The organism is Paenibacillus sp. FSL R7-0179, assembly GCF_038002265.1.
Taxonomy (GTDB): domain Bacteria; phylum Bacillota; class Bacilli; order Paenibacillales; family Paenibacillaceae; genus Paenibacillus_AQ.
The window spans coordinates 1,708,007-1,729,930 of the sequence record NZ_JBBOCC010000002.1 but is presented as its reverse complement, the minus strand read 5'-3'; the positions used below and the strand labels follow the sequence as shown (position 1 = coordinate 1,729,930).

Below are 21,924 nucleotides of genomic sequence, written 5' to 3'. Positions count from 1 at the left end.
CCTTAAATGTGCCATAGATTACCGCTGCAAGGCATCAAGTATCCGGTTAAGCTCTTCCTCCGAATAACTGTCCAGACGGTTGTAAACCGTCTCCATGTCCATCGTGTCCTGATCCAGTTCTTCTTTCGTCGGGCTTGCCTCCATAGCGGCAGATGCCCTGCTCTCTTCGATAATTCTGCCGGCAATAGTCTCTATAGTATTGCCCTCCAGATAATAGGTGATCGGAAGCTGGACCCCATATTTCTCCTCGACCAGGTGATGTAACTCAATGGCTGTAATGGAATCGGTACCGAGCAGATGGACCGGCATTCCGATGTCGATCGATTCAGTCTCACCGGGAAGTAACCTCTTGAAAGCTGCAGTCAAATCAGTAAGTACAGTATTCCGGAGCTCATTCACGGTGAGCTCATTCGTCAAACCGGTTGTAAATGGGGAGCGGGATTTACTCTCCCCCGTCATATCGGTCAGATGCTCATAGATGTATACAGGATTTAGTTTTTTTTCAACATAGAGCACTCGGCATTGACTTCTTTGGAGCTTGCCGGTGCGGGTAAGCGGAAGCGATTGAGGAGATATATAGAGCAGCTCCGCAATCCGAATTCCGTTGCGTACTTGAATATCCGCGACTGTCCGTTCTGCCAGCCGGGATAACTCCGCCTTGTCCTGTAGTGCGGTTTCCACTATTACAATCAGGCGTTCACCCTCACTAGCATCAACCGAAAAAGCCGCACACTGCCCTATTGCCGTTGCCTGGCGGCGAACACCCGCCTCAATATCATCCGGGTAGAAATTCTGCCCTTTGATGATTATGATTTCCTTCAGTCTTCCGGTCAGAAAGAGATTACCGTCGATCTTGCAGGCCAAGTCCCCTGTCCTGAAGAATGGCCCCTCTCCTTCGGGCAAATACATACCGAAATCCAGCTTGGTTTGATCAGAATTGTTCCAGTATCTATCCGCCAGACCGGGTCCCTTCACCCATACCTCGCCGATCTCGCCTGATCCACACTCCCGTCCGCTGCTGCTGTCCACAATTACGGCATGATATCCTGCAACGACCTGACCACAATTATATATACCTGGATGTGATTCAAGCCTAATCGGCTGTTCATTCAATGCGCTGATTGAGATAATACCCGCCTCAGTCATTCCGTATCCTATGATCAGGCTGGTAGCCGCAAAGCCATGCCTGCTGAAAATGCGGGTGAAACTATCCACTGTGGAGGGAAGAACCCGCTCCGAGCCGCTGAGAGAAATTCGTAGATGGCTCAAATCTAATCCTTCCGCCTGTTCCTGCGTATAAGCGCCAGCCGCCAATTTGTATACAAAATCAGGACCAAGAAATATGGTCGCTCTGCGCCGGGATAGCTCTGTTACCCATTCAAGAGGCGATTGCAAGACTCGGAGCATGGGCAGAAAAACAACCTGAAGACCAAAAGTTAATGAAATGAATACATTCAGCATCCCCATAATATGCTGCAACGGGCTGACACACACTGAACTGTCCGTATCCTGCAGCCGGAGACGGTCCTGAACGGACATCACATGACTGCTGAAGCTTTGATGTGTATGAACGACTCCCTTAGGCCTGCCAGTAGAACCGGAAGTATACAGAATGAATGCCTCGGAGTGAGGGGATAGATCGCCTGGTATGTACTCAGCCTCATCTGACAGCCCGTCAGTCGTATATATGCTATAACCCGGCAAGCGCGCCTGAAGCATGGGCTGCATCTCGGATGTGGTCAACAGAAGGTTTGTCAGACAATCCGCGGAGAAAGTCTTGAGTTCCTCCACAAACGACGCGCCTTTGGTCAAATACATGGGAACCGCTATAGCTCCTCCGAAAATGCAGCCAAGAAATGCAACCGTAAATTCAATGTTCGAGTTGAACAGGAGAAGTACTCTGCTCTTCGGCTGGCATCCCTGCTTGCGAAGAAGCGCAGCAACGCCTTCGGCTCGGGTAATCAATTCGGAATAAGTAATTCCACGTTCCCCTGTTTCGTCCATTGGAAGTTCTATCAATATCTCTTTATCCGGCCATCTTGACGCTGACTGCCTAATCATCTCAAAGATACTGTTCATTGGCTTCTCCCACCTTTTTTCACATTTCTGTATTGTCCATTGCTATTTCGGTCCCCTGTTCCTGCCTTTGCCCCGTTCCTATGAAGAAGGAAAATAAAATGCCCAGCAGCAGACAGGCACTGCCGTATTTGAAGGTATCACTGAACGAAGAGACCAACCCGGAATATAACTCAGGCTGAATCCGTTCAGGCCACAGTTTCTTCACTTCGTCTTGCTGAGCCTGAAGAGCGGCTTTGGTTATCTCCAATTTGTCCGGAGCCACACCTGCCAGCAATTCGGCCCCTCTCTGCTGCATCAAGCCGATCACGCTATCCATCTGGGGGACTTCACTACTGCTGGATACCTCGATCACATTCACAGCCGTAATCAATTCCTCTTGAGCGGATGCGCTGAAGACTTTATCCGAACGGATAATTTCGATAATATTGGACTTTGCTGCCGTAATTTCACTAGCAATGTTCGTGTTTAGAATAGTGACAATGATAGCTACACCCAGCACTGCCCCGATAGAGCGCGTCATATTCATAATCCCCGACGTAATACCAACCTTATCTTTTGGGACATTGCCGATGGCCGAATTCATTGTAGGCGCCAGTGCAAACCCCATACCCGCACCTGCGATAGCCAGTCTGTATATTACATCAAGCCGGTCAGACCCTGCAGTCAGGTCATTCATAAGGAACATCGACAGTGCGATGCAAGCCATGCCGGCAATGATAAGCCAGCGTTCCCCTACCCTTTTGAGCAGCAGACTGGTAATTACCGAGAAGATGGCCGAGGATAGCGGCATAACAGATAGAGTCACTCCAGCCTCAAGCTCGCTGAGCCCCATCAACCGGGTCATGAAAAAAGAAATAAGCAGCGAAATTGTCATGATACCCGCGCCCAAAATAAGCAGCGTTAGGGAGGCGGCATTAAAGGTGACATTCCTGAGGAGTGACAAGGGAATCATTGGCTTCTTTGTTGTAAGCTCAACCCAGACAAATAACGCCATAAAGATCAAGAAGGCTAAAAATAAGCACAAGATAAGCGGGGATGTCCAACCTTCGTCGTTGGCCTGAATAAGCGCATAGGTGATAGAGAACAGCGAGACGGACAATGTAGACATCCCCAGAATGTCGAGTTGTTTGCCTGCAGTAGAATCATAGGATTCTTTGATGCAAAAGATCACTAAGAAGAGAGCGACAATGCCGATCGGTACATTGATCAAGAATATCGACTGCCAGTTGAACTGATCGGATAAGAATCCTCCAAGCGTCGGTCCGCTGGCTGCTGCCAGCCCCGACACTACAGACCAAATGCCCAGCACCTTCCCCTGCTTGTCTTCCGGAGCCAAGTCCAGTGCGAGCGGTATGGATACCGGCAGAATAATTCCGCCGAATAAGCCTTGGAGCACGCGAAACAAGATAAGCATCTCAGAGGATGATGAGATAGCACATAGAAATGACATCAGTGTAAAGAAAAAGATACCGATCCCAAATATCCTCTTACGGCCAAACTGGTCGGCCAATCTTGAAGCTGTAATGATAAAAACAGCAAATGCCAAATTATACCCGTTGATTACCCAAGTTATGTTTTTCAGCGTAGTATTGTAGTAGCTCATCATCTCGGGAAGGGTGATGTTAATGATCGTCGTATCCAGTAATGCCATGAAAAACCCAAAAATAACTGCCACAAATGCTAATTTGTTTTTTGTCCCGTTTATCATTATCCGATCTCCACTCCCAGACTTTAGTAATTGACTATTCGTAATACTTTTCTTTTAACTCCTTTGGCATTTCAGGCTCATGAGCAATCCACCAGCATAACGTATTAACTCTCAGCACCACAAATGCCACCGCCAATAAACTGATTACCTTCCAAGGAATTCTTTTCATTTGGGCTAAATTCATGATCAGGTTCTCTCCCTAAGATTGCTTGATTTTGGTAACGCGGGTTCTCACATTATTTTAGTTGACTAGTTCTTCATCAAAATGATTACAAATTGAAAAATCAGCCAATGAATGCAAATCAATTTCCGGCATAAACTTACTGCCCATAATACTGCCTATTAGTTGGCTGTCATATTCATTACTGCACTGGTTTAGGTAAGGAGTATACACCTTGTTAATAGACCTGTAATATAGCTTCTCACTCTTGTTCAGGTTAGTCGGGGCCTCGTCAATGAACTCATAGTGATTAAAGTGTAAAGAGCGCAGCAATGAGCTATGCAAATAGCGGTTATTAATAGATTCCGGATAAACAATATTAACGTAGGGGATATCCTGCTCAAAAAATGCCAGAACCGATTTGGCTACAAAATCCACGGGCACTATGTTGACCTTGGAGTCGGGGGAAATGTGAATTCTTACACTTTCCGTACTACCCTGGTTTTGTAAATTCCAAAAGAACTTTGTCCAGCCGTAAAACACATCAAACTTGGAGATGTAATACAGCGGTGCATCAATAAGTCTTCCGCAGACCACGCTTGGCCTCAAAATCTGATACTTGATATTTTTTTCGGTGCAATAGCTCAGAATGAATTTTTCGGTCAGATTTTTGCATTTCTCATAATGATTTCTGTAACTATTATCTTGATAAAAAGTGAAGTTATCTCCGATTACTCCATCCACAATGCCACACGAGAATGCAGTGCTCATGTACACCAATTTACTGTTAAACTGTTCTATGGCATGAACTAGATTTATTGTTCCCAGCCAATTAGTATGATGGACCTCTTGTTCAGCCGCAGCAGTATTAAAAAGATTAACAGATCCTGCATTATGTATAACGAACAACTGCTCGTCTCTGGGGATTAGCGAATACAACTGCTGCCCAAGATCAGAATCTTCTAAATTGCCATTAATGGCGGTGATATTTTCCGCTAATTCCTGGTAATCATACTTTTTGAGATACTCTGGAAGATACTCATGAGTCAATAAATGCTCAACTCTTGCAGCAGCCGAGAGACCCTTTTTTCCCCGTAATAGAATATATATTTTATTTCTCCATGAAGTTTCCATAGCCACTTTCAGAAACTCGTATAACACATGTCTCCCAATAAAACCTGTGACGCCTGTAATGAGAACATTGCCTGTAAATGCCTTCGCAATTTTTTCCATAATACAACCTCCCCTAATACATTTTATGCTTAATTATCGCTAAAGCATTTTTTACAATACGGCGCTATATAATTCCCGCTGCAAAGCGATAACAAGAATGTTATTAATTTCACAATCATGATCAGCACGCACTATATTTTCTCCAAATATTCCGGGATCTTACGAACAACCCAAAGACATCTGCTGTATGTAATATTTAACTTTTACTCTCCAAAGAAATCTTATAATTGGAGTTACATTGGTGATTAGGCTTTCCCTTCCAAAAACTAGATGCTTGCGAAACAGTTAAGCCCAACAAGCTCGCTAACAAGATTGGATTAGTAATATGCCGGAAAATTAAAAGGCTGTATGCCAATAATAGAAAGCTATTTATTAGAGCGCCTATTTTCTCTGCTTTCTCCTGCCTTGCCCTTATACATAAAGATACCAGTGAACAGACAAACATCAGTAACGCTGCGCCCCAAATGATCTTATATAGAAGAAATTGATGTTGAAAATAATGTATTGAAAGCATACAGAATACAAAGGTAGCTACAGATATGAAATAGCATTGTAAAAATGTCCTTGCATGTTTTCCACCCCCCAAACTTCTTATAAAGAAGACCGTCCCTACCCAGGCTAAGGCTTCTAGAAAGCACCCCATAAATATAGAAAAGATTATCATTGTGCTTAAGATAATCGAGGTTTCGATCATGGCCTTTAACCCGTATTGGATTATTGATAACTCCTTCTGCATGATAACTTTATGATGAACCATCCTCTTGCTAGCCAAATTCACTAATAACTCTATCATTTTTTTCCATCTCCTTATGAATAATAGTATTATAATTATTCTGTCAAAGGAACACTTTATATGCGAATCGTATAAATCCCTATGCGAATTACGTTTTTGGATATTTTTTTCTTTCATTTACTCTGTTTTGAAGATTGTAATAATTTTAGAACGGCCATTGTGTTGATATATAGGCTGAATTTGCTATACTTAGAATATATGGAATGAATAGGAGAGAAGACCTAATGTTTCATGGTGGAATATGTGATGATGAAAGCGAAGTTTACGAAGAATTAAGTGGATTTTTCACTCTTTTTGAAAGAAACTATAATTGTAAAATCAGTTTGACTTATTTTTCTTCCGGAGAAGAACTGCTGGAACACTATCGAAACAATAAGCTCCCTCATCTCCATTTCCTTTTTCTTGACATTGAAATGTCCGGTTTAAATGGCCTGGAAACGGCAAAGCAAATACGTTCCTACCCTAATAAAGAAGTCACGATCTTATTTTTAAGCAGCTATCCGGAATATGTTATGGAAAGCTTTGAAGTATTCACTTTCCAGTATTTACTAAAACCATTGGTGTATAGTACTTTTGAATCAAAAATGATACGGCTGTATGAGCATCTCAATTCAACTATAAACTATTCAATAATTTTGAAAGAGGAGCAAGGAGAAAATATTATACCCTTGTCCGAGGTTATATCCATTATAAAAATAAAGCATTCTTTGGCACAAAATAAATTGAACATAATTACTACAAATGGGGATTTCTCTATTACAGGAACTATATCATCCTATTCTACCAAATTAGGAGTGCCTTTCCTGCTCATTTATAGGTCAGTCATTGTAAATATGGATTATATCCGGAGATTTACTGTTCATTCCGTTATACTGAGCAACCAGCAGGAATTACCTATAAGCAGAGGCCACAGTAAACAAATTAAAGATTCCTATACTCAATATATGGCAGGAAAATGTATCCAATGAAAATAAACTTACTATTTTTCCTAGGGACGACGCTCATACAGCTCGTTCTACTGAATCGCTATTTTTTTGCTTTGCTCGGATCTTCCCAACAACATAAACTGCAAACCACTTTTCAATATCTGCTGAGTGGAATTATCATTTATTTATCCTCCATCTCTTTTTTCCCAGTTGTCACAACAGGTTTATTTTCAATGTGCAGTGCATTTATCATCTCATGGTGCTACCGTGCCCGGTTAGAATCAAAATTTATTTTTTCAATTGTATACGTCATTTTAGGTTTCATAGCGGAAACACTGTCATATGGACTCATTCTGCAGTTTCATCTTACATCTGATGCTATTGACTTAAGCAAAGAACAAACACGTTTACTTATTTTATTGCTATCCTCACTAATTTTTTTCTTGTTCATTGTATTCATCAAGCTATTCAAAAGACAAAGAGACTACAAACTGAACACCTGGTACTATCTTGTACTGGTAGTCATCAATATAGTTAGTCTTTTTATTTTGAATACGCTTTTCTTCTATGCACAAGAAAATAACATGTATATTTATTCAGCTATTGCTGTCCTATTAATCAATGTTACGATTATCTATTTATTTGATGAATTAATTGAAAGCTTCCAGATGAAAGATGAGCTGGAAAGATTACATAAACAAACTGACTACCAAAATGCCAGCTATCAGAAAGTCTCAAACTCCTTTCAAATGACCAAACAAATTATCCATGATACGAATAAGCACTTTATTTATATCCGTGCCTGCATTCAAGCAGGGGAAAGGGAAAAGGCACTTATCCATATCAGTAAAGCTCTTCAAGCTATGAGGGGTTCTTTTTTCGCGATAGCTTCAGGCAACCTGGTCATTGATTCTTTACTAAATAATGCAATAAATATTTCCACTAAGCGAAATATACAAATAAGACATCATATAAGCATAGAGAATCTGGACATGATAGATCCTTTTGACCTGTGCATAGTAATTGGTAATATTCTGGACAATGCAGTCGAAGCGGCTCAACTTCTTCCCACTCCTGCAGAACGATTCATATTAATTCGAATCTTCACGCAGTATCAAATGCTAACAATTTATTCCGAAAATTCATATACTCCTAATAACAAGAGGAGAATAATGAAGAATAATGATCTACACGGAGTAGGGTTGCTCAATGTCCGGCAGATCACTGAAAGATATGGAGGTCATCTTACCGTAACGGCAAGAGAAACATTCAAAACTATTGTTGTCCTTCCAATAAATCGAGAAGCTTAATTTCATTATGATTCTTTAAGGTAACATTTTCTAATAGGCGATTCTCAGTGCGCCAGGGCTTAATTGGAGCAACTTGCTCCTGCTTCAAGCACCCCCTGGAAACGGTTGTTTTTTTCTTAATACGGTATAATCAAACTGTAAAATTATCACTTTCATCATCTTTTGATGTTTATGTTAGGTCCTATATTGGTAACAATATATGTTGAATTATCCTTTCCATTTCTGCAGTTCCCCTCTAAAATAACAAACTATTCTATTTCCGCAAAGGATAAATAACAGTATGATGCAATCGCTTATAGCTGCCATTACCAAAAGCCCGCTCCGCACCTCCCTCTATCATTTCACCCGGGCAGTGAATCTGCCCGCCATGGCTGCCCTTGACGCCATTTATTCCTCTGCGGTGCTGAGCCCTGCCCATGCAGCCGGGGAGCGGCGGACTGCGGCGCACAGGGTAAGCTACGCCGGGCAAGCTGCGATTCTGAATGCCCATCTGCGCATTACGCCTGAGGCGATGGCTCCGGGGACAACGGCGGAAGAGTTCCGCCGCTGCCTGGACCGCCATGTGTTCCTGTGGCCAACCTGGCGCGATTGCCTGGCAATGGCTGCGATGTATTCGCGCAGAGAACCGGGTGAGGTCTTCGCTGTGCTGAAGCTCGATGCCCGCCAAGTGCTGGCTGCTAACTTCTCCCGCATCAGGCTGTCCAAATACGATTCCGGCAGCTCCCCAAGGTTCCCGCACCGCATGTCATACCGCAAGAGCTGCGCTATGCTGCTTCCCCTCGCCGAATTCATGTCCTCCACCGGACAAGCTATTCCCGTCAAGCCATCCGAGATCAAGGAGGTGCTGGTCGAGGATACGCTGACCCCGCTCAGCCAGTATTTACAGACGGTCTACTGTTCACAGCCCCAGCTTGTACCTGAGCTCTGGCAGCCATTGTGCCAGCCACTGCTTCTTTCGCCAATGTAGCTCTGCTTGTATAATATGTCGCATCGTGATATAGTCACACTATGACATAGTCACATCATGACATACTTTCTTATAGCCAAGACTTGGCACAACGAACTGACGAAGCAGGTGAACGCGGTGTCCGCAGCGCAAAAGGTTCTAAAAAAGTACGTTCCCATGACCGAGACGGCCTTCTATATTCTGTTGTCCTTAACCAGGCCGCGCCACGGATATGGAATCATTAAGCATGTGGAGGAATTGTCAGAAGGACGGCTCCGGCTTGGCTCCGGTACGGTATATGGAACCTTGACCAAAATGAGCAAGGATGGACTGATTACCGTATTTGCCGATGAAGAGAGAAAGACGGTGTACGAGGTGTCTGAGCTGGGGAAGGAAGTCATGCGCGCTGAAATCGGCAGATTAAAGGAACTTCACCGCAACGCCGTCACCAGTGAGGAGGAATTTCAATGAGAACGGTATTTCGGCCCTTTTGGAGCTATGATCTGCCGGGGACAGAAGCCTGGTTGGCCGATATGGCCGGCAAGGGATGGCGTGTGGAAGAATGGAGCTTACTGCTGCGGCGCTTTACCTTCCGGCAGGCTGAGCCTATCCGGCTAACTTATCAGCTGGCTTATCATTCGGCCAAGTATTCATCCATGTCTCCTTTTCTTGCCGCAGAGGGATGGAGCAAGCGGCTGCAGCGTGGAAAATGGAGTCTGTACGAGAATGACCGGCTGCCGTCACAGATTAGCGCCTATCCTTCACGTAAGGATGTCCTGAGGCGAAACCGCATCATCTCCTATCTTTTCATGGGCATCCTGGTGTATTTGCTGCTAATTGCACTTATTCCACTGCTTGTACTAGGGCTCACCTTCAATCAGGATACTCCAGTGCGCATTCAGCCAAGTCCGATGTGGGCCGTTACCTGGGCCGCAGCAGCGGTAGCGCTGGCCCTGCTTATTCTAGCAATCTACTCAATAGTGAAGCTCCGGGCTGCCAGTAAGGTATTTCTGCCAAACCATCAGGACCTGAAGAAACCTCCCGGACCGCAGAAGCCTGCCGGCACTACGATGGCGCGGATGAAGCCCGGCTGGATGTACGCCCCTGACCGGCTGGAGCAATGGCTGGAGGACAAGGAGAAGCACGGATGGAATCTCTATAAAGTAGGCTTCGGAGGAACGCTGTTCCATTTCAGCAAGGGCCGTCCGCGCCGCATGACCTATCACGCCGACTATCAGGTCATTGCCGATGAAGGGTATTTCGAGCTGCATCAGGAGGCTGGCTGGACGAGACTCTACAGCTCTCCCTTCTCTATGCAGAAATGGACCCTCTGGAGCCGGGAGGAGCAGAACGCTGCGGAGCAGCAGGAAATCTATAGTGATCCGGTCCACCGCCTGAAGCAGGCACGTAAAGTCGCCATCAGCTATACCCTGCTGTTCCTGCCGATGATCCTGCTCTACAGCTTTAATCTGTCGGCCTTCATTAATGGCATGGTGCGGGACGGGATTACCGCTTCCCAAGCGTGGAACACTTCAATTATGTTCCTTTCCATTCTGCTCTTCGGCTCGTTCGCGGGCAGAACGTGGCTATATTACCGGCGGCTCAAGCAGCAATAGCAGCTCTATCATTTCTTGTATCACAACAAAAGGCGTATACCGGAAGTCCTGCTCCATGCGGAGAAGACTTCAGTATACGCCTTTAAGCTTTTCACTTGTAACTTGTATAATCAGAAGAATTGCGGGTATTGCTTAGACATACTCTGGACCCGGTCCAGCAGTGTATTGGAATGCTCCATCACGACCTTGCGCATCCCTTCCACATCCCGCTTGCGGGTCGCCGCCACCATCTTCACATGCTTATCGATATCGGATGGCTGCACCCCCTCCATCTTCCCGTAGAGCAGACGGATTCGGTTGTAATGGGAAGCTACCTCTTCGATGGTAAACCAGGACAATTCCTCTCCGGCCGTCTGAAAGATCAGCTGATGGAACCGGTTGTCCTTAATATAGAATTCTCTGAAATATTTCTTGTCCATATACTTCTTCTGCTTATTAATCAGTTCCTGCATCGTATCTGCTACCAGCTCGCTGCACTTGCGGATGAACTCATCGATCACCGCAGATTCCAGCGAGGTGCGGATGAACCACTCCTCACGGACCCGTTGCAGATCGATCTTGGAGACTACGGTTTTGCGCTGAGGATATATTTCCACCAGTCCTGACTGTTGAAGGCGGACCACTGCTTCCCGTACCGGCGTCCGGCTGACGCCATAGCGTTCAGACAGCTTCTGCACACTGACATCCATTCCCGGCTCGAGCGTCATATTCATGATGTCTTCTTTTATTCTATTGTAAGTTACATCATTCAGTGAATTACTGTTATTCATAATCTTCAACGGCTTCCCTACACCTTCCCTGAACTCACTCCTAGTACATCACGGGTTATTGTCTCCGCACTGGCTGAATCGTAGCTGTAATACAACAGAACATCCAGAATAAACGGCGGGTATCGCAGTCTGTTCAGCTCCTGTGTAAAAGCCATGGCTCCAACTTCACTTAAGGTGCGTATTGTAGAATAATTCTTCAGGCCCAGCAGCTTCCATAGCAGAATGCGCTCGGTCCGGGTGTATATTTCCTGTGCAAACCGGTCTTCTACAAAATGATAAATTTCGTGGCCAAGGATAGTATTCATTATACCAGCTTGCGGAAAAAGTTCAACCAGACCAGGACCCGCCTCCCGTACCTGCTCCGCCGCTCTGCGCAAGGGTTCTTCCATGATTTCGATCCGGTCCGGCGGGGTGTAGGAGGCGAACAGCACACGCTTTCCGGTCATGAGCGCATCCTTGAATTCCAGCTTCAGGTTCATCCGTTCAGCAAGCACCCTGACATCACGGGTCCCATATTCAAGCATCATCCGCTGTGCATATTCTATACCGCAGGCTCTGGCCTGCTTCAGCATTTCCCGCTTCGTCTCCGGTGAAATACGCCGGTTCAGAATGTCTCTCGAGAAGGCATACATTCCCCAAGCCTCATCGTCAACCTCCAGCAATGGATACAGCAGCTCTCCCAGCTTTGTCTGCACTTGCATATGTCCCCCTGTCTACACGTTCTTCCGCACGGTTCCTAGCTCTGCTTGATATTAGCCGCCACCACAATAACTTCCGTGTCCGGCTCGAACGTGGATACCTCAATATCCATCAGCAGCTCCAGCTGTTCGAAGTCCGATGCGGTAAAGTCCATGACACGGGCACCGATGCACAGGTAAAAGTCAGGTCTTGCAATCAGCTCCGTCTGATACACAGCCATGGCCTCCCACAGCTGCTTAACCGCACTCAGGTAGTCGCCCGCAATGGTCTTAAGCGCCATAGCCCGGCCTCTCTGCACTTTGATGAAGCCCTTGGTATCCAGGATGCGGACTGCCCCGGCTTCACCGGCTTTATCCATCCATTCGCCGAAAATACTGACATACCGGGTCTTCTCCAGCAGCTTCGTCCGTTCCAACGGAATACGCATATCCTGGGCCGCCAGCTCCCGCAGCTCCGCCTCATCACATTCCTTCAGCAGCTCGGTTGTCTTCACTTCCGTAGAACCGGTAGCAATGGCTGTAACCTTGGAGGTCTGCGGGTCAATATCGATATGAATCTCTATGCTCTCCGGGGTGGCTCCACTCTGGATGGCCTTGTTCATGGCTTCCATCTTGAGCGCGGCAATCACTTCCTTGGACGGAGACGGAATAATCCGCTCTACCACGTCCCGGACCATCGACAGGGCAACACCTATCGAAGAGATAACCTCCGCATTCTCGGGGATGCTGTATTTGAGGCCCATTTTCTCGGAAAAATAGACAATCAGCGAAGCTGCACCGCCGCCCACACCGACCAGCGAGATCTGATCCTTCTCCAGCTTGTATTTCTCAGCCAGCGCCAGAATGATCGGCTCGATCTTGGCATAGGCCTTCTCCATAATCTGCTTGGCGATATCCTCTACGGTCATTCCGCAGTAATCCGCCAGCGCCTGCATTGCCCTTCTGGCCGCTTCCACATTCCCGTAGGAGAAATGCTCCGGCTTCACCAGTCCCAGCACATTCGCCGCGCAGGAGTTCGTGATCGTCACCCGTTCCCCGTTCTCCAGCCGGACCGCCACATAATCAGCAGGATCACCCGGCTTCGGGGAAAAGAATTCGACCTGCGCTCCCTTGATCTTCTCCGGGTCGGTGAATACGGAGTAATCCAGACCGCCGATATGCGCCGATCTGGGTCCGACATCGACCACGCCGCTCTTGTTCGCCCGGATCATGGACCCGCCGGCTACGCCGAGCACCCGTACATCCAGGGAATTGACATAGGTGGGATGACCGCCGACGATGGAATAGTCGATGGCCGGACGGCCGTTTTTGATCACACCGATATTGGTTGTCGTACCGCCGACCTCGAAATATACCCCGTTAGACGCTCTAAGATACATCAGCGAGCCCATGACCGAGGCCGCCGGGCCCGACAGCATCGTCAGCACAGGCCGCTTCTTCATCTCACTGATCTCCATAACGCCGCCGTCGCCTCTCATAATCATCAGCGGAACATGAACCCCCGCCTCCCGCACAGATTTCTCTGTGGAATTGGCGGTATCCAGCATCTTCGGCAGAATGCTTGCGTTGATCGCGGCCGTCCGCGTTCTCCGGGTCAGCCCGTATAATTTCGTGATGTCGGAGGCCATGGTGGTCGGCATGCCTTTTTTCTCCGCTTCGATATAGACCAGTTCCTCAGGCCGCCCGTTATCTACGCCAAAAGCCATCGAAGGCACAATCACCTGTGCCCCCTGCTGCTTCAGCTCATCGATGACCGCCATCACGGAGGCTTCGGACATTTTTTTAACATTCAGGAAGCTGTTATAGATCCTGATCTCTTTACTATTGCCCAGATCGATATTCTGAAGCTTGGTCTGACGCTTGGCGAGCCAGCCTTCCAGACCGCCCTTTGCCAGGCCGATAATGCCCACCTGGGCTATATCGCCCTCGATCAGCGCATTGGTTGCCTGCGTAGTACTGTGGGCCACGAATACTACGTCATCCGGACGGATGTTGTTCTCCTCCAGGCAATTCATGAAGCATTTCACCACACCTGCGGCTACGCCTGTGGCATGGTCATGCGTCGTCTTGACCGAGGATTTCCCGATAATCTCATGGGTCGCATTGTCAATCGCAACTGCCTTGGTATGGGTTCCCCCCACATCGATCCCCATTCTAACCATTGTACTCATATGATTTCTCCGTTTCTCTTCATTAATAGTAGACTACACCAGGTTACCGTACATAAAGAACACAATCGCGCACAGGATAATCCCGATGATCCAGCCGGTAGGAATCGACATCTTCATGTATTCCTTGGCCGGAACCTTCGTATAGCCGAAGCCCCAGGCTACCCAGGACTGTGTAACGTCCAGATGCTGCGGTGCAACAGTAGTAATGGCGAACAGCGGATAGAGGAATTGCACCGGCCAGGCAGCGGTTGCCACCACGACGGCCAGGATGGCCGAACCCGAACCGACGAGGTTCATCGGGCCGCGGAAGAAGCCGAGCGGTGTCAGGATAGCGAATACAATACACAAGAGCAGTGCAGTCTGGGGCATTGCACCGTCCAGCAGGGTTTTGAAATAAGGGGAAGCATAGGTGGCCGCATTGTTGAACATCGATAGCGTAAGCAAGAACCCGATCATTGGCGCCACATCGATAGCTCCGTCCGCGAACTGCTTCGACAACATTCTGCAAACGCTTGCAAAACCACCCTTTAGCTTGCCGCAGGTCAGCAGGGCGAACAGGGCCGCGAAGATAAATCCGAAAATAATCGGCACCTTGAGCACCACTACACCCACAACCGGCAGAATGATTGAGATCCAGGAGATGGCAGGTGCATCTACCGCAGCTCCGCTATCCGGCGTGGCCGCCCAGGCCCGGGAGAGCTTGCGGTTCATCATCACATTAGAGACCACCAGAACTACGATCAGAGATACAGCCATCGCAATCATGCCGAATTTGAAATATGTATTGTAGTCGTAGCTGGCATAACTTTCGTTGGCTGTTGCAAAAATTGCCTGATATTGCTTAAAGTTCACGATGTTCCCGAAGATCCCCGCCATGATCGAGCCCATGAAGGAGAACAAGGCAATCGGTGAAGGAATCCCGAGTGACAGCATGATCGGCAGCACGATGACAGCAATGGAGATAACCGGGCCGATACCCGTCATGGAGGTGAAGATTACAGCGGTAACGATACATAGCAGGGACATGGTAATTCTTGGTTTGTCTCCCCCAAGCTCAACAACCTTACGGATCAGCGTGGCGGCAATCCCGGTGTCGATCAGGACTCTGCCGAAGAAGGCGCCGAAGAAAATATTAACCAGTATCGCCTTCCCGTAATTCTCAGGCCCCGTCTGGAACACGTTCGTCAGGACGTCAATGAACGTCTTGCCCTCCATCACGGAGGTAGGATGAATGCTATTTCCGATCAGGGCAATCGAGGTCCACAGCACCGACATGACGAAGAAGCCAACCATGAGGTTATACCCCTTGACGCAATACCACACCAATCCAAAAAATGATAAGACCATAATGAAACCGATTACAACATTAGCCACATCCACAAAATAACCTCCTGAAGTAGGATCATTGAGTTAACATGCTAACATGCTATTTAGGTATACTGACATGTTAGTTTGTTACGTGAAAATATTAACATGCTACTTCATTAGGCGTCAATACCCTTCTGCATGTTATTTCCAAACACTCCAAAATGAAAAACAGAGGCTGCAGATGTGATCCATCCTGCGCCTCTGTTCACTTCAAACTCATCCGTTATGATTGTTAATCACCTGGTCACGATACTTCTGAAATTGCTCCCAGGATTGCTCCGCTGCTTCTGGCTGCTCAAAGTCGATATAGCCCGTATCCGATGTGTCCAGGGCATAAGCCTCCAGTGTCTCGCAGATCAAGCAGAGGGTATCCATCACTTCTCCCCCGCCCCGGATATGCAGCATGATGGAATCTACGAGCTCCTCGTCACCTGTGTTGAACTCAATCGAAAACCCTTCACCCTCCAGGATACCCCAAGCCTTATCCCGGTAATCCAGGTTCGGTAGGCGGCGGGCCAGCTTCTCAATGATGTCATCACGTTGTCCCAGGGGTGGCACCGGGGGCTGTTCTTCCTCCGGCGCTTCAAAATCGTATTTCGTTTTCATAATAAGTACATCCCAGCTCATGGTTGCTCACTCCTGTCATTATAGACTCCAGTACTTAGACTACTTATTACCCGATTCGCCCACTCTAGTCAACTCAAACACTGCGGCTTCGATCCACAGGATCAGCTTGTTATGGCTCACATCCAGGAACCCTAGCGGTATGCCCAGTCCCGGCGAAGGTTCCGTTACGCCTATGACTGTCATTTCGTCGTTGATCCCGATAGAGTTCATCCCCAATGATGTCCTGTCCTGTAGGATATTCAGACGCGTCATTGTAGGAATTGGTGAAGCCCAGCAGCTTGTCCACCTTCCAGGTTCCATAGATGAACTCCTCCGTCGCCAGATCCATATCCATTCGCCCGATAAAAGGTTCGGAGGTATTGCGCGGAATCAGCGCTTCCTCTGGCGCTGCATCTTCTGGAGACGGAGTAATCGGGATGTGCTGTGCGTCTGTGGGATGTGTGGGTTGAGAAGCCTGACTGCATCCAGCCAGGCAGACCGCCAATATCGATATTTTCAGTATCTTCCCTAATTTTGTTATCATGGTAAGCCTCCCGCCTGCTTCAGTCCTTCAACCTTACCATCCGCTGGAAGTGAAGAATAAACAGACAGGTTACAATACCGGAACAAACGATTCATCAGCCGTTCTGTATAGATAGAAACTTCGTCAGATCCTTCTCCAGCTGCACAACCTCCTGATTCGCAGCATTCGCATAATCCGGCAGCAGCATATCCTTAACCATGTTTGTGCGCAACCAGGCAATGAAGAGAACATCCAACAGGAGGCTTGGGAGTTTGGGGACTATTTTAAAGACGGGCGGGTCAACAGCAACACCGGCTTTGCGGATTGCCTTTAGATATGCTTTTAAAGTAACTGTTATTTTGCGAGCCGTCTTTTTGGTTCCGGGTGTTACTGGGTCAACCGTCTGATTGCCGCCATACAAACTGCCCAGCAAGGCAATGTCTGATACAGAATGGGTGATTAGATATGCCTGCATATCCTTTTTTATAACGTAGGGAAGCTTGGCGGTTTGAAATACTTGTGCGAGCTTTAAGATGCGCTGCGTCACTGCGCCATTCATTTCTCCAAATGAGGTAGCCACTACAAACTTGGGCATGAACCGGGCGTACAGGACCCCATCTTTGATCTGTCCGCCGAAGCCGGGAAAAGCCGGTAACAGCCGATCCCCAACAATACCCCGCCAAGAAGAAAATCCAATCGGGCTATTGGTCATCGTAACGATATTCGGGCTTTGATTATCTTTTAGCGCTAACAACGCGGATTCGGCACGATCATAACGGACGGTAACGAAAATAAAATCGTATATATCGTCATCTTCGAGCACATCCATGACCTTCACCGGAACCATTCTAACTGTACCTTTGTCATTATATTGCAGGCCTTTTTCTTGTAAAAGTCTGAATCTGTCCGCACGTGCAAACAGACTAACGTCATATCCTGCTTCCATAAGCTTGATTGCGTATATGCTCCCGATGACACCTGCGCCGAAAATTAAAATTCTGACGGGCTGTGCTGCCATTTCAATTCCCCCTGGCTACTCGTATTCCTTTGAATCATCCAACATCGTGTTGCATGATATGATCATAAGGCTTTAGAATTCCCTGATCAATCATCAATGTCTTGCGATGTGTCGGATGATTGGGCTTACAATGTACTGTTGACGAAAATTATTTTCAACATTAAGATCTATCTATGACAATAATTTTCAACTTGGCTGACCCAGGAGGAAAGAACAGATGACGACAACACCAGAACCAAATATCAGCGTAACCAACAGGCCGGGCAGAGAACAGCTCGAACAGATTTATGATATTTTAGATGAATGTTTTGCCGTAGGCCGGGGGTATTTCCAGGAAAGATTAGACCTCGACAGCTCCTATGACCCGGATACCACATGGTTTGCGACGGTCGGCGGCAAAGTCGCTGCCAATGTTCAAATCTTTCCCCTCTCCATCAGAGTCGGCCAAGCGGTCCTGCAGACGGGTGCCATGGGCAGCGTCGCTGCAGATCCCCATTATCGCGGCATGGGGCTGACACACAAAATTCTTGCTGCACAAACAGACTACATGAGAGAAGCCGATTATGATATAAGTGTACTTCTGGCCAGCAAGCATGCATTTTATGAGAAGGCCGGCTGGAGACTGATTCCTGAGACTGCTTATGCTGTTGACAATCAGGCGCGAGGCGGGCAGCCGGACGGTTACGAGGTTATACCTTTTGAGCCCCGTTATCTTGATGATATCCGTGTTATTTATGAACAATTCAATCAGAACCGCACTTATACTGTAGTTCGTAATAAAACCTACTGGAAGGATATGATCCGGTGGCCGGAATGGAAGAAGTCGGACTGTCTGCTGCTTCAGCATCATCATAAAATTGTCGCTTATGGCATTATAGAAAAAAAGGACACCGAACAGGTATTTATCAACGAACTCATCTATCTGGATGAGGCAGCGGACGGTGTGGAATACTTATTTCATGAATTATGCCGTCTCCGGCCGAAGGCCAAGCACATCATGGCGATGCTTCCTGAGGATCACAAGCTATATTCCTATTATCAGCAGCATCAGGCAGAGCCCGTCCCCATCCATATGGCAATGTGGAAAATGATCAACCTGTACTCTACCTTCCACAAGCTTCAGCCTGAATTGGAGCAGCGACTTAACGGCAATGACCTGATGGCAGAACAGGAGCTGTTCATAGCACTGCAATGCGGGGAGGATCGGGTCTACCTCGACTACCGCCAGAAGCGGCTTTCCGTTTCCCAGAGCAGTCAGGCCGGGTCCCGGATATCCGTAGAAGTGGATGAGCGGGAGCTGATCTCTTATATCATCTTCGGCTATAATGCGGAAGGCGCAGCTGAAGCAGGAGCCCCTGCCCGACATGCTGATATCCTGCAGGCCCTGTTCCCGAAGCAACAGGCCGTGTTTTATTTAACCGACAAGTTTTAAAAGGGTGTGCCGCAAGTCCGCAACTGTCGGACTTATGGCACACCCATCTTTTTTAATTCACAGCATTACCCGTTACTCATTTTTGCTTTTCCGAGCAGTACAGCACCATAGGCAGCATTATGAACAGGCATAATCAGCCTGGTCTGCGGGTAGCTGCGGGCAAGCTTCCGCTCTAAGGCCTCACTTACAAAACGGGATTTCTGCAGCACACTTCCGGCAATTGCAATCTTGCTCTCATATAATTTCAGCCGCTCAATAACAGGCACCACAAGCTCAAACAGACGGGCTGCACATTGCTCCGCCAGTTTTAGTGCCCGGGCGTCCCCGAGCCCGCATGCTGCCGTCATCACCGGTGCGAGCGCTGCAATATCTTTTTTCGTTGTGTTTTTGCCGTAGACCAAACCTATCACCTCTTGCACCGTACCAAGTCCAAGCTGCTTATAGACCAGTTCCGGAATCATCGTATCCGCTGTTCTTCCGTCCTCTGCCTGAACCAGAATGGACAAGAGCTCACGCCCGATAGAATAGCCGCTTCCCTCATCATCGATCAGATGGCCAAAGCCTCCTGTGCGGTGCCGCTCTCCCTTTTCATTCACCCCGAAGCAAATGGAGCCTGTTCCGGCAATGAGAATAATACCCTGCATCGCATTCTGGGCTCCATATAATGCGGTTTCCTGATCACCGGTAATCGTGAGAGGACCTTTATAACCGTTATCTCTCACCTGCTTCTCCAAAAAATCGGCTACTGCCGGATTGCTTACGCCTGCCGCTCCTATACATACATGAATCACTTCCGCAAGGCTTGTGCAGCAGGACCTGATCTGATTAAACATCTCCCTGAAAGCGGCAGCAATAGCCTCTACATCACCGCCATTATAATTAATAGGCCCTACGGTAAAGGATAATACAGGCTCTTCCTGATCATCAGGAGTAACAATGACCGCAGTCTTGGTGCCGCCTCCGTCAATGCCAACAATAAATGCCATACTCATGTCCCCCCTATAGCTGAATCGTAATTCTGGCAGCAGGTGTGACCTCACCATTCAGGATGGGAATAAGGGACTTGAACGCATCCGGCGTATATTCAAAGGCTGCAAGGCCGCAAAACGCGCCTTCGATTAAAGCTAAATCATAAGGCCGGCCGAGTGTAATTGCCGTTACTTTACAGCCTGCTGCCACAAGCTTCTGCACAAGCGCAAGCTGGCCTGTATTTTCACGCGCATTAAACAGCCCTATAACAACATGCTTGTACCCTTCGGCCTTTTGCAGCACTGCGTGAATCTGCTCCTCGTCCGGATCAATGCTGATCAGCTCATACGCTGCAGCAAAATGCTCACCCATATACCGGGGGAAGCTAAGCTCCTGATTCACACTGCTGGAGGCCTGGTCGGTCCGGTAGGCATAAGAGCCTATAAACAAGATTTGGCCATCACCTGTCTGAACAGGCTCGATTTCACCTTTAATCAGACAGATCGTTTCCGTACGCATCAGCTCGTTCGCCCGGCGGTGAACCTCGCAGCCCACGATCCCGTAATCCGGTTCCCCAACATGCGCATAGCGGGCTTTGTAGGCCAGAATTTTGGCAACAGCAGTATTAATAACCGCTTCATCCAAATCACCGGCCGCCACAGCTTCTTCTATTAAATGTACCGCTTCTTTAACGGTTGCAGGCGTGTGACTTATGAACACCAGATCAATCCCTGCTTTAATGGCTTCAAGTGCACCTTTTGCCGTCCCGTAATAGCGTTTAATCGCATCCATTTCCAGACAATCAGATACTACCAGCCCCTTAAAGCCCAATTTCTCTTTGAGCAGCCCTGTAATAATCGTATAAGACATCGTTCCCGGCACGCCGGACGTTTCAATTTGCGGGAATAAAATATGTGCACTCATGATGGCCTCGGCACCCTGCCCAATGGCCGCCTTAAATGGCAGCAGTTCAAGCTGCTCTAGCTCCTCCAACGTTTTGTTAATTACAGGCAAGCCAATGTGTGAATCGACATCGGTATCCCCATGGCCGGGAAAATGCTTCAGCGAGGACATAACGCCGCCGTCGAGCAAGCCCTTCATCATCTGAAGCCCGTACTGCGATACCGTCTCAACAGAATCCCCGTAGGAGCGGACGTTAATCACCGGATTGAGCGGATTACTGTTAACATCCATCACGGGCGCAAGATTGAAATTAATGCCTAATGCTTGTAGCTCCCGGGCCGTTATTCTGCCTGCGACATAAGCATTTTCAGGGCGTCCTGAAGAGGCAATGGCCATAGCTCCGGCTACATTCGTCGCGTCCTTGGGCATCCGGGTCACCCGGCCGCCTTCCTGATCAATCGTAATAAAGCCCGGAATGCCTGTATGTGTGGTGAACCATTGCTGCAGCTCCGTTACAAGCCCGCCTAATTGATATTTATTGCTGATATTATGTGAGAATAGAATAATATTCCCGACTTTGTACTGCTCAATGACTTCCTTCAGCTCAGGGGACATCTCCGTTGACGGAAAGCCTGTTACGAACATTTGCCCGATTTTCTCACGCAAGCTCATTTGTTCTATCGTTCTCATCCGCT

20 protein-coding genes are annotated in these 21,924 nt (G+C 47.7%); 6 read left to right on the top strand and 14 right to left on the bottom strand.

Annotated elements, in window-relative coordinates; translation table 11 throughout:
• Positions 1-18 precede the first annotated feature (18 nt).
• From MKX63_RS23945 to MKX63_RS32605, 5 genes are all read right to left on the bottom strand, one after another.
• The gene (locus tag MKX63_RS23945) at positions 19-2,061 is read right to left on the bottom strand and encodes an AMP-binding protein (RefSeq protein WP_341020571.1); all 2,043 of its coding nucleotides are present in this window, start codon (positions 2,059-2,061) and stop codon (positions 19-21) included.
• A 37-nt stretch (positions 2,062-2,098) separates the two neighbouring features.
• Positions 2,099-3,787, bottom strand: a complete 1,689-nt coding sequence (locus MKX63_RS23940) for an MFS transporter (RefSeq protein ID WP_341020570.1) — start codon at positions 3,785-3,787, stop codon at positions 2,099-2,101.
• Between the two features lie 34 nt (positions 3,788-3,821).
• Positions 3,822-3,971 (bottom strand): cyclic lactone autoinducer peptide, encoded by a 150-nt coding sequence (locus MKX63_RS23935; protein ID WP_341020568.1) that lies wholly within the window; start codon positions 3,969-3,971, stop codon positions 3,822-3,824.
• Between the two features lie 57 nt (positions 3,972-4,028).
• Positions 4,029-5,180: an SDR family oxidoreductase gene (locus MKX63_RS23930; RefSeq protein ID WP_341020564.1), complete on the bottom strand. Its 1,152-nt coding sequence runs from the start codon at positions 5,178-5,180 to the stop codon at positions 4,029-4,031.
• 196 nt (positions 5,181-5,376) lie between these two features.
• A complete protein-coding gene (locus MKX63_RS32605; RefSeq protein WP_445323563.1) occupies positions 5,377-5,937 on the bottom strand; it encodes an accessory gene regulator B family protein in 561 nt (186 codons plus the stop codon).
• A gap of 239 nt (positions 5,938-6,176) precedes the next feature.
• Here MKX63_RS32605 and MKX63_RS23925 point away from each other — a divergent pair, with 239 nt between their 5' ends.
• The 5 genes from MKX63_RS23925 (at position 6,177) to MKX63_RS23905 (ending at position 10,771) form a co-directional block, all read left to right on the top strand.
• Positions 6,177-6,941 carry a LytR/AlgR family response regulator transcription factor gene (locus MKX63_RS23925; protein ID WP_341020562.1) on the top strand — a complete coding sequence of 255 codons (765 nt, stop codon included), beginning with the start codon at positions 6,177-6,179 and terminating at the stop codon, positions 6,939-6,941.
• Positions 6,938-8,209: a sensor histidine kinase gene (locus MKX63_RS23920; RefSeq protein WP_341020560.1), complete on the top strand. Its 1,272-nt coding sequence runs from the start codon at positions 6,938-6,940 to the stop codon at positions 8,207-8,209. The genes MKX63_RS23925 and MKX63_RS23920 overlap by 4 nt, the downstream gene beginning before the upstream one ends.
• 280 nt (positions 8,210-8,489) lie before the next feature.
• The gene (locus tag MKX63_RS23915) at positions 8,490-9,176 is read left to right on the top strand and encodes a DUF7002 family protein (RefSeq protein ID WP_341020559.1); all 687 of its coding nucleotides are present in this window, start codon (positions 8,490-8,492) and stop codon (positions 9,174-9,176) included.
• 156 nt (positions 9,177-9,332) lie between these two features.
• Complete coding sequence (locus tag MKX63_RS23910; RefSeq protein ID WP_341023233.1) at positions 9,333-9,626, top strand: PadR family transcriptional regulator; 294 nt, start codon at positions 9,333-9,335, stop codon at positions 9,624-9,626.
• Positions 9,623-10,771, top strand: coding sequence for a DUF2812 domain-containing protein (locus tag MKX63_RS23905; RefSeq protein ID WP_341020558.1), 1,149 nt, complete (start codon positions 9,623-9,625; stop codon positions 10,769-10,771). The genes MKX63_RS23910 and MKX63_RS23905 overlap by 4 nt, the downstream gene beginning before the upstream one ends.
• Positions 10,772-10,881: 110 nt before the next feature.
• Here the strand turns inward: MKX63_RS23905 and MKX63_RS23900 are convergent, their stop codons facing one another.
• The 7 genes from MKX63_RS23900 to MKX63_RS23870 form a co-directional block, all read right to left on the bottom strand.
• Positions 10,882-11,541 carry a GntR family transcriptional regulator gene (locus MKX63_RS23900; RefSeq protein ID WP_076157574.1) on the bottom strand — a complete coding sequence of 220 codons (660 nt, stop codon included), beginning with the start codon at positions 11,539-11,541 and terminating at the stop codon, positions 10,882-10,884.
• Positions 11,542-11,558: 17 nt separating this feature from the next.
• Positions 11,559-12,242, bottom strand: a complete 684-nt coding sequence (locus MKX63_RS23895) for a hypothetical protein (RefSeq protein ID WP_341020557.1) — start codon at positions 12,240-12,242, stop codon at positions 11,559-11,561.
• 35 nt (positions 12,243-12,277) lie between these two features.
• On the bottom strand, positions 12,278-14,410 hold the full coding sequence (locus tag MKX63_RS23890) for a hydantoinase/oxoprolinase family protein (protein WP_341020556.1): 2,133 nt from the start codon (positions 14,408-14,410) through the stop codon (positions 12,278-12,280).
• A gap of 33 nt (positions 14,411-14,443) precedes the next feature.
• Positions 14,444-15,790, bottom strand: a complete 1,347-nt coding sequence (locus MKX63_RS23885; protein ID WP_341020554.1) for a citrate transporter — start codon at positions 15,788-15,790, stop codon at positions 14,444-14,446.
• Between the two features lie 204 nt (positions 15,791-15,994).
• Positions 15,995-16,384: a hypothetical protein gene (locus tag MKX63_RS23880; RefSeq protein WP_341020553.1), complete on the bottom strand. Its 390-nt coding sequence runs from the start codon at positions 16,382-16,384 to the stop codon at positions 15,995-15,997.
• Positions 16,385-16,514: 130 nt separating this feature from the next.
• A complete protein-coding gene (locus tag MKX63_RS23875) occupies positions 16,515-16,928 on the bottom strand; it encodes a hypothetical protein (RefSeq protein ID WP_341020552.1) in 414 nt (137 codons plus the stop codon).
• 94 nt (positions 16,929-17,022) lie between these two features.
• Complete coding sequence (locus MKX63_RS23870; RefSeq protein WP_341020551.1) at positions 17,023-17,925, bottom strand: ketopantoate reductase family protein; 903 nt, start codon at positions 17,923-17,925, stop codon at positions 17,023-17,025.
• A 217-nt stretch (positions 17,926-18,142) separates the two neighbouring features.
• Here MKX63_RS23870 and MKX63_RS23865 point away from each other — a divergent pair, with 217 nt between their 5' ends.
• A complete protein-coding gene (locus MKX63_RS23865; RefSeq protein ID WP_341020548.1) occupies positions 18,143-19,357 on the top strand; it encodes a GNAT family N-acetyltransferase in 1,215 nt (404 codons plus the stop codon).
• Positions 19,358-19,422: 65 nt separating this feature from the next.
• On the opposite strand, the gene MKX63_RS23860 is transcribed toward MKX63_RS23865, so the two are convergent.
• Positions 19,423-20,343, bottom strand: a complete 921-nt coding sequence (locus tag MKX63_RS23860) for an N-acetylglucosamine kinase (RefSeq protein ID WP_341020546.1) — start codon at positions 20,341-20,343, stop codon at positions 19,423-19,425.
• A gap of 13 nt (positions 20,344-20,356) precedes the next feature.
• On the bottom strand, positions 20,357-21,919 hold the full coding sequence (locus MKX63_RS23855; RefSeq protein ID WP_341020544.1) for a glycoside hydrolase family 3 protein: 1,563 nt from the start codon (positions 21,917-21,919) through the stop codon (positions 20,357-20,359).
• Positions 21,920-21,924 lie beyond the last annotated feature (5 nt).

What these genes read in the sequence shown, in the direction of transcription:
- MKX63_RS23920 (WP_341020560.1), top strand. Translation starts at nt 6,938, where the DNA reads ATGAAAATAAACTTACTATTTTTCCTAGGGACGACGCTCATACAGCTC.
- MKX63_RS23870 (WP_341020551.1), bottom strand. Translation starts at nt 17,925, where the DNA reads ATGGCAGCACAGCCCGTCAGAATTTTAATTTTCGGCGCAGGTGTCATC.
- MKX63_RS23935 (WP_341020568.1), bottom strand. Translation starts at nt 3,971, where the DNA reads ATGAATTTAGCCCAAATGAAAAGAATTCCTTGGAAGGTAATCAGTTTA.
- MKX63_RS23915 (WP_341020559.1), top strand. Translation starts at nt 8,490, where the DNA reads ATGATGCAATCGCTTATAGCTGCCATTACCAAAAGCCCGCTCCGCACC.
- MKX63_RS23930 (WP_341020564.1), bottom strand. Translation starts at nt 5,180, where the DNA reads ATGGAAAAAATTGCGAAGGCATTTACAGGCAATGTTCTCATTACAGGC.
- MKX63_RS23905 (WP_341020558.1), top strand. Translation starts at nt 9,623, where the DNA reads ATGAGAACGGTATTTCGGCCCTTTTGGAGCTATGATCTGCCGGGGACA.
- MKX63_RS23910 (WP_341023233.1), top strand. Translation starts at nt 9,333, where the DNA reads ATGACCGAGACGGCCTTCTATATTCTGTTGTCCTTAACCAGGCCGCGC.
- MKX63_RS23945 (WP_341020571.1), bottom strand. Translation starts at nt 2,061, where the DNA reads ATGATTAGGCAGTCAGCGTCAAGATGGCCGGATAAAGAGATATTGATA.
- MKX63_RS23900 (WP_076157574.1), bottom strand. Translation starts at nt 11,541, where the DNA reads ATGAATAACAGTAATTCACTGAATGATGTAACTTACAATAGAATAAAA.
- MKX63_RS23880 (WP_341020553.1), bottom strand. Translation starts at nt 16,384, where the DNA reads ATGAAAACGAAATACGATTTTGAAGCGCCGGAGGAAGAACAGCCCCCG.
- MKX63_RS23925 (WP_341020562.1), top strand. Translation starts at nt 6,177, where the DNA reads ATGAATAGGAGAGAAGACCTAATGTTTCATGGTGGAATATGTGATGAT.
- MKX63_RS23895 (WP_341020557.1), bottom strand. Translation starts at nt 12,242, where the DNA reads ATGCAAGTGCAGACAAAGCTGGGAGAGCTGCTGTATCCATTGCTGGAG.
- MKX63_RS23940 (WP_341020570.1), bottom strand. Translation starts at nt 3,787, where the DNA reads ATGATAAACGGGACAAAAAACAAATTAGCATTTGTGGCAGTTATTTTT.
- MKX63_RS23875 (WP_341020552.1), bottom strand. Translation starts at nt 16,928, where the DNA reads ATGATAACAAAATTAGGGAAGATACTGAAAATATCGATATTGGCGGTC.
- MKX63_RS23890 (WP_341020556.1), bottom strand. Translation starts at nt 14,410, where the DNA reads ATGAGTACAATGGTTAGAATGGGGATCGATGTGGGGGGAACCCATACC.
- MKX63_RS23865 (WP_341020548.1), top strand. Translation starts at nt 18,143, where the DNA reads ATGACGACAACACCAGAACCAAATATCAGCGTAACCAACAGGCCGGGC.
- MKX63_RS23860 (WP_341020546.1), bottom strand. Translation starts at nt 20,343, where the DNA reads ATGGCATTTATTGTTGGCATTGACGGAGGCGGCACCAAGACTGCGGTC.
- MKX63_RS23855 (WP_341020544.1), bottom strand. Translation starts at nt 21,919, where the DNA reads ATGAGAACGATAGAACAAATGAGCTTGCGTGAGAAAATCGGGCAAATG.
- MKX63_RS32605 (WP_445323563.1), bottom strand. Translation starts at nt 5,937, where the DNA reads ATGGTTCATCATAAAGTTATCATGCAGAAGGAGTTATCAATAATCCAA.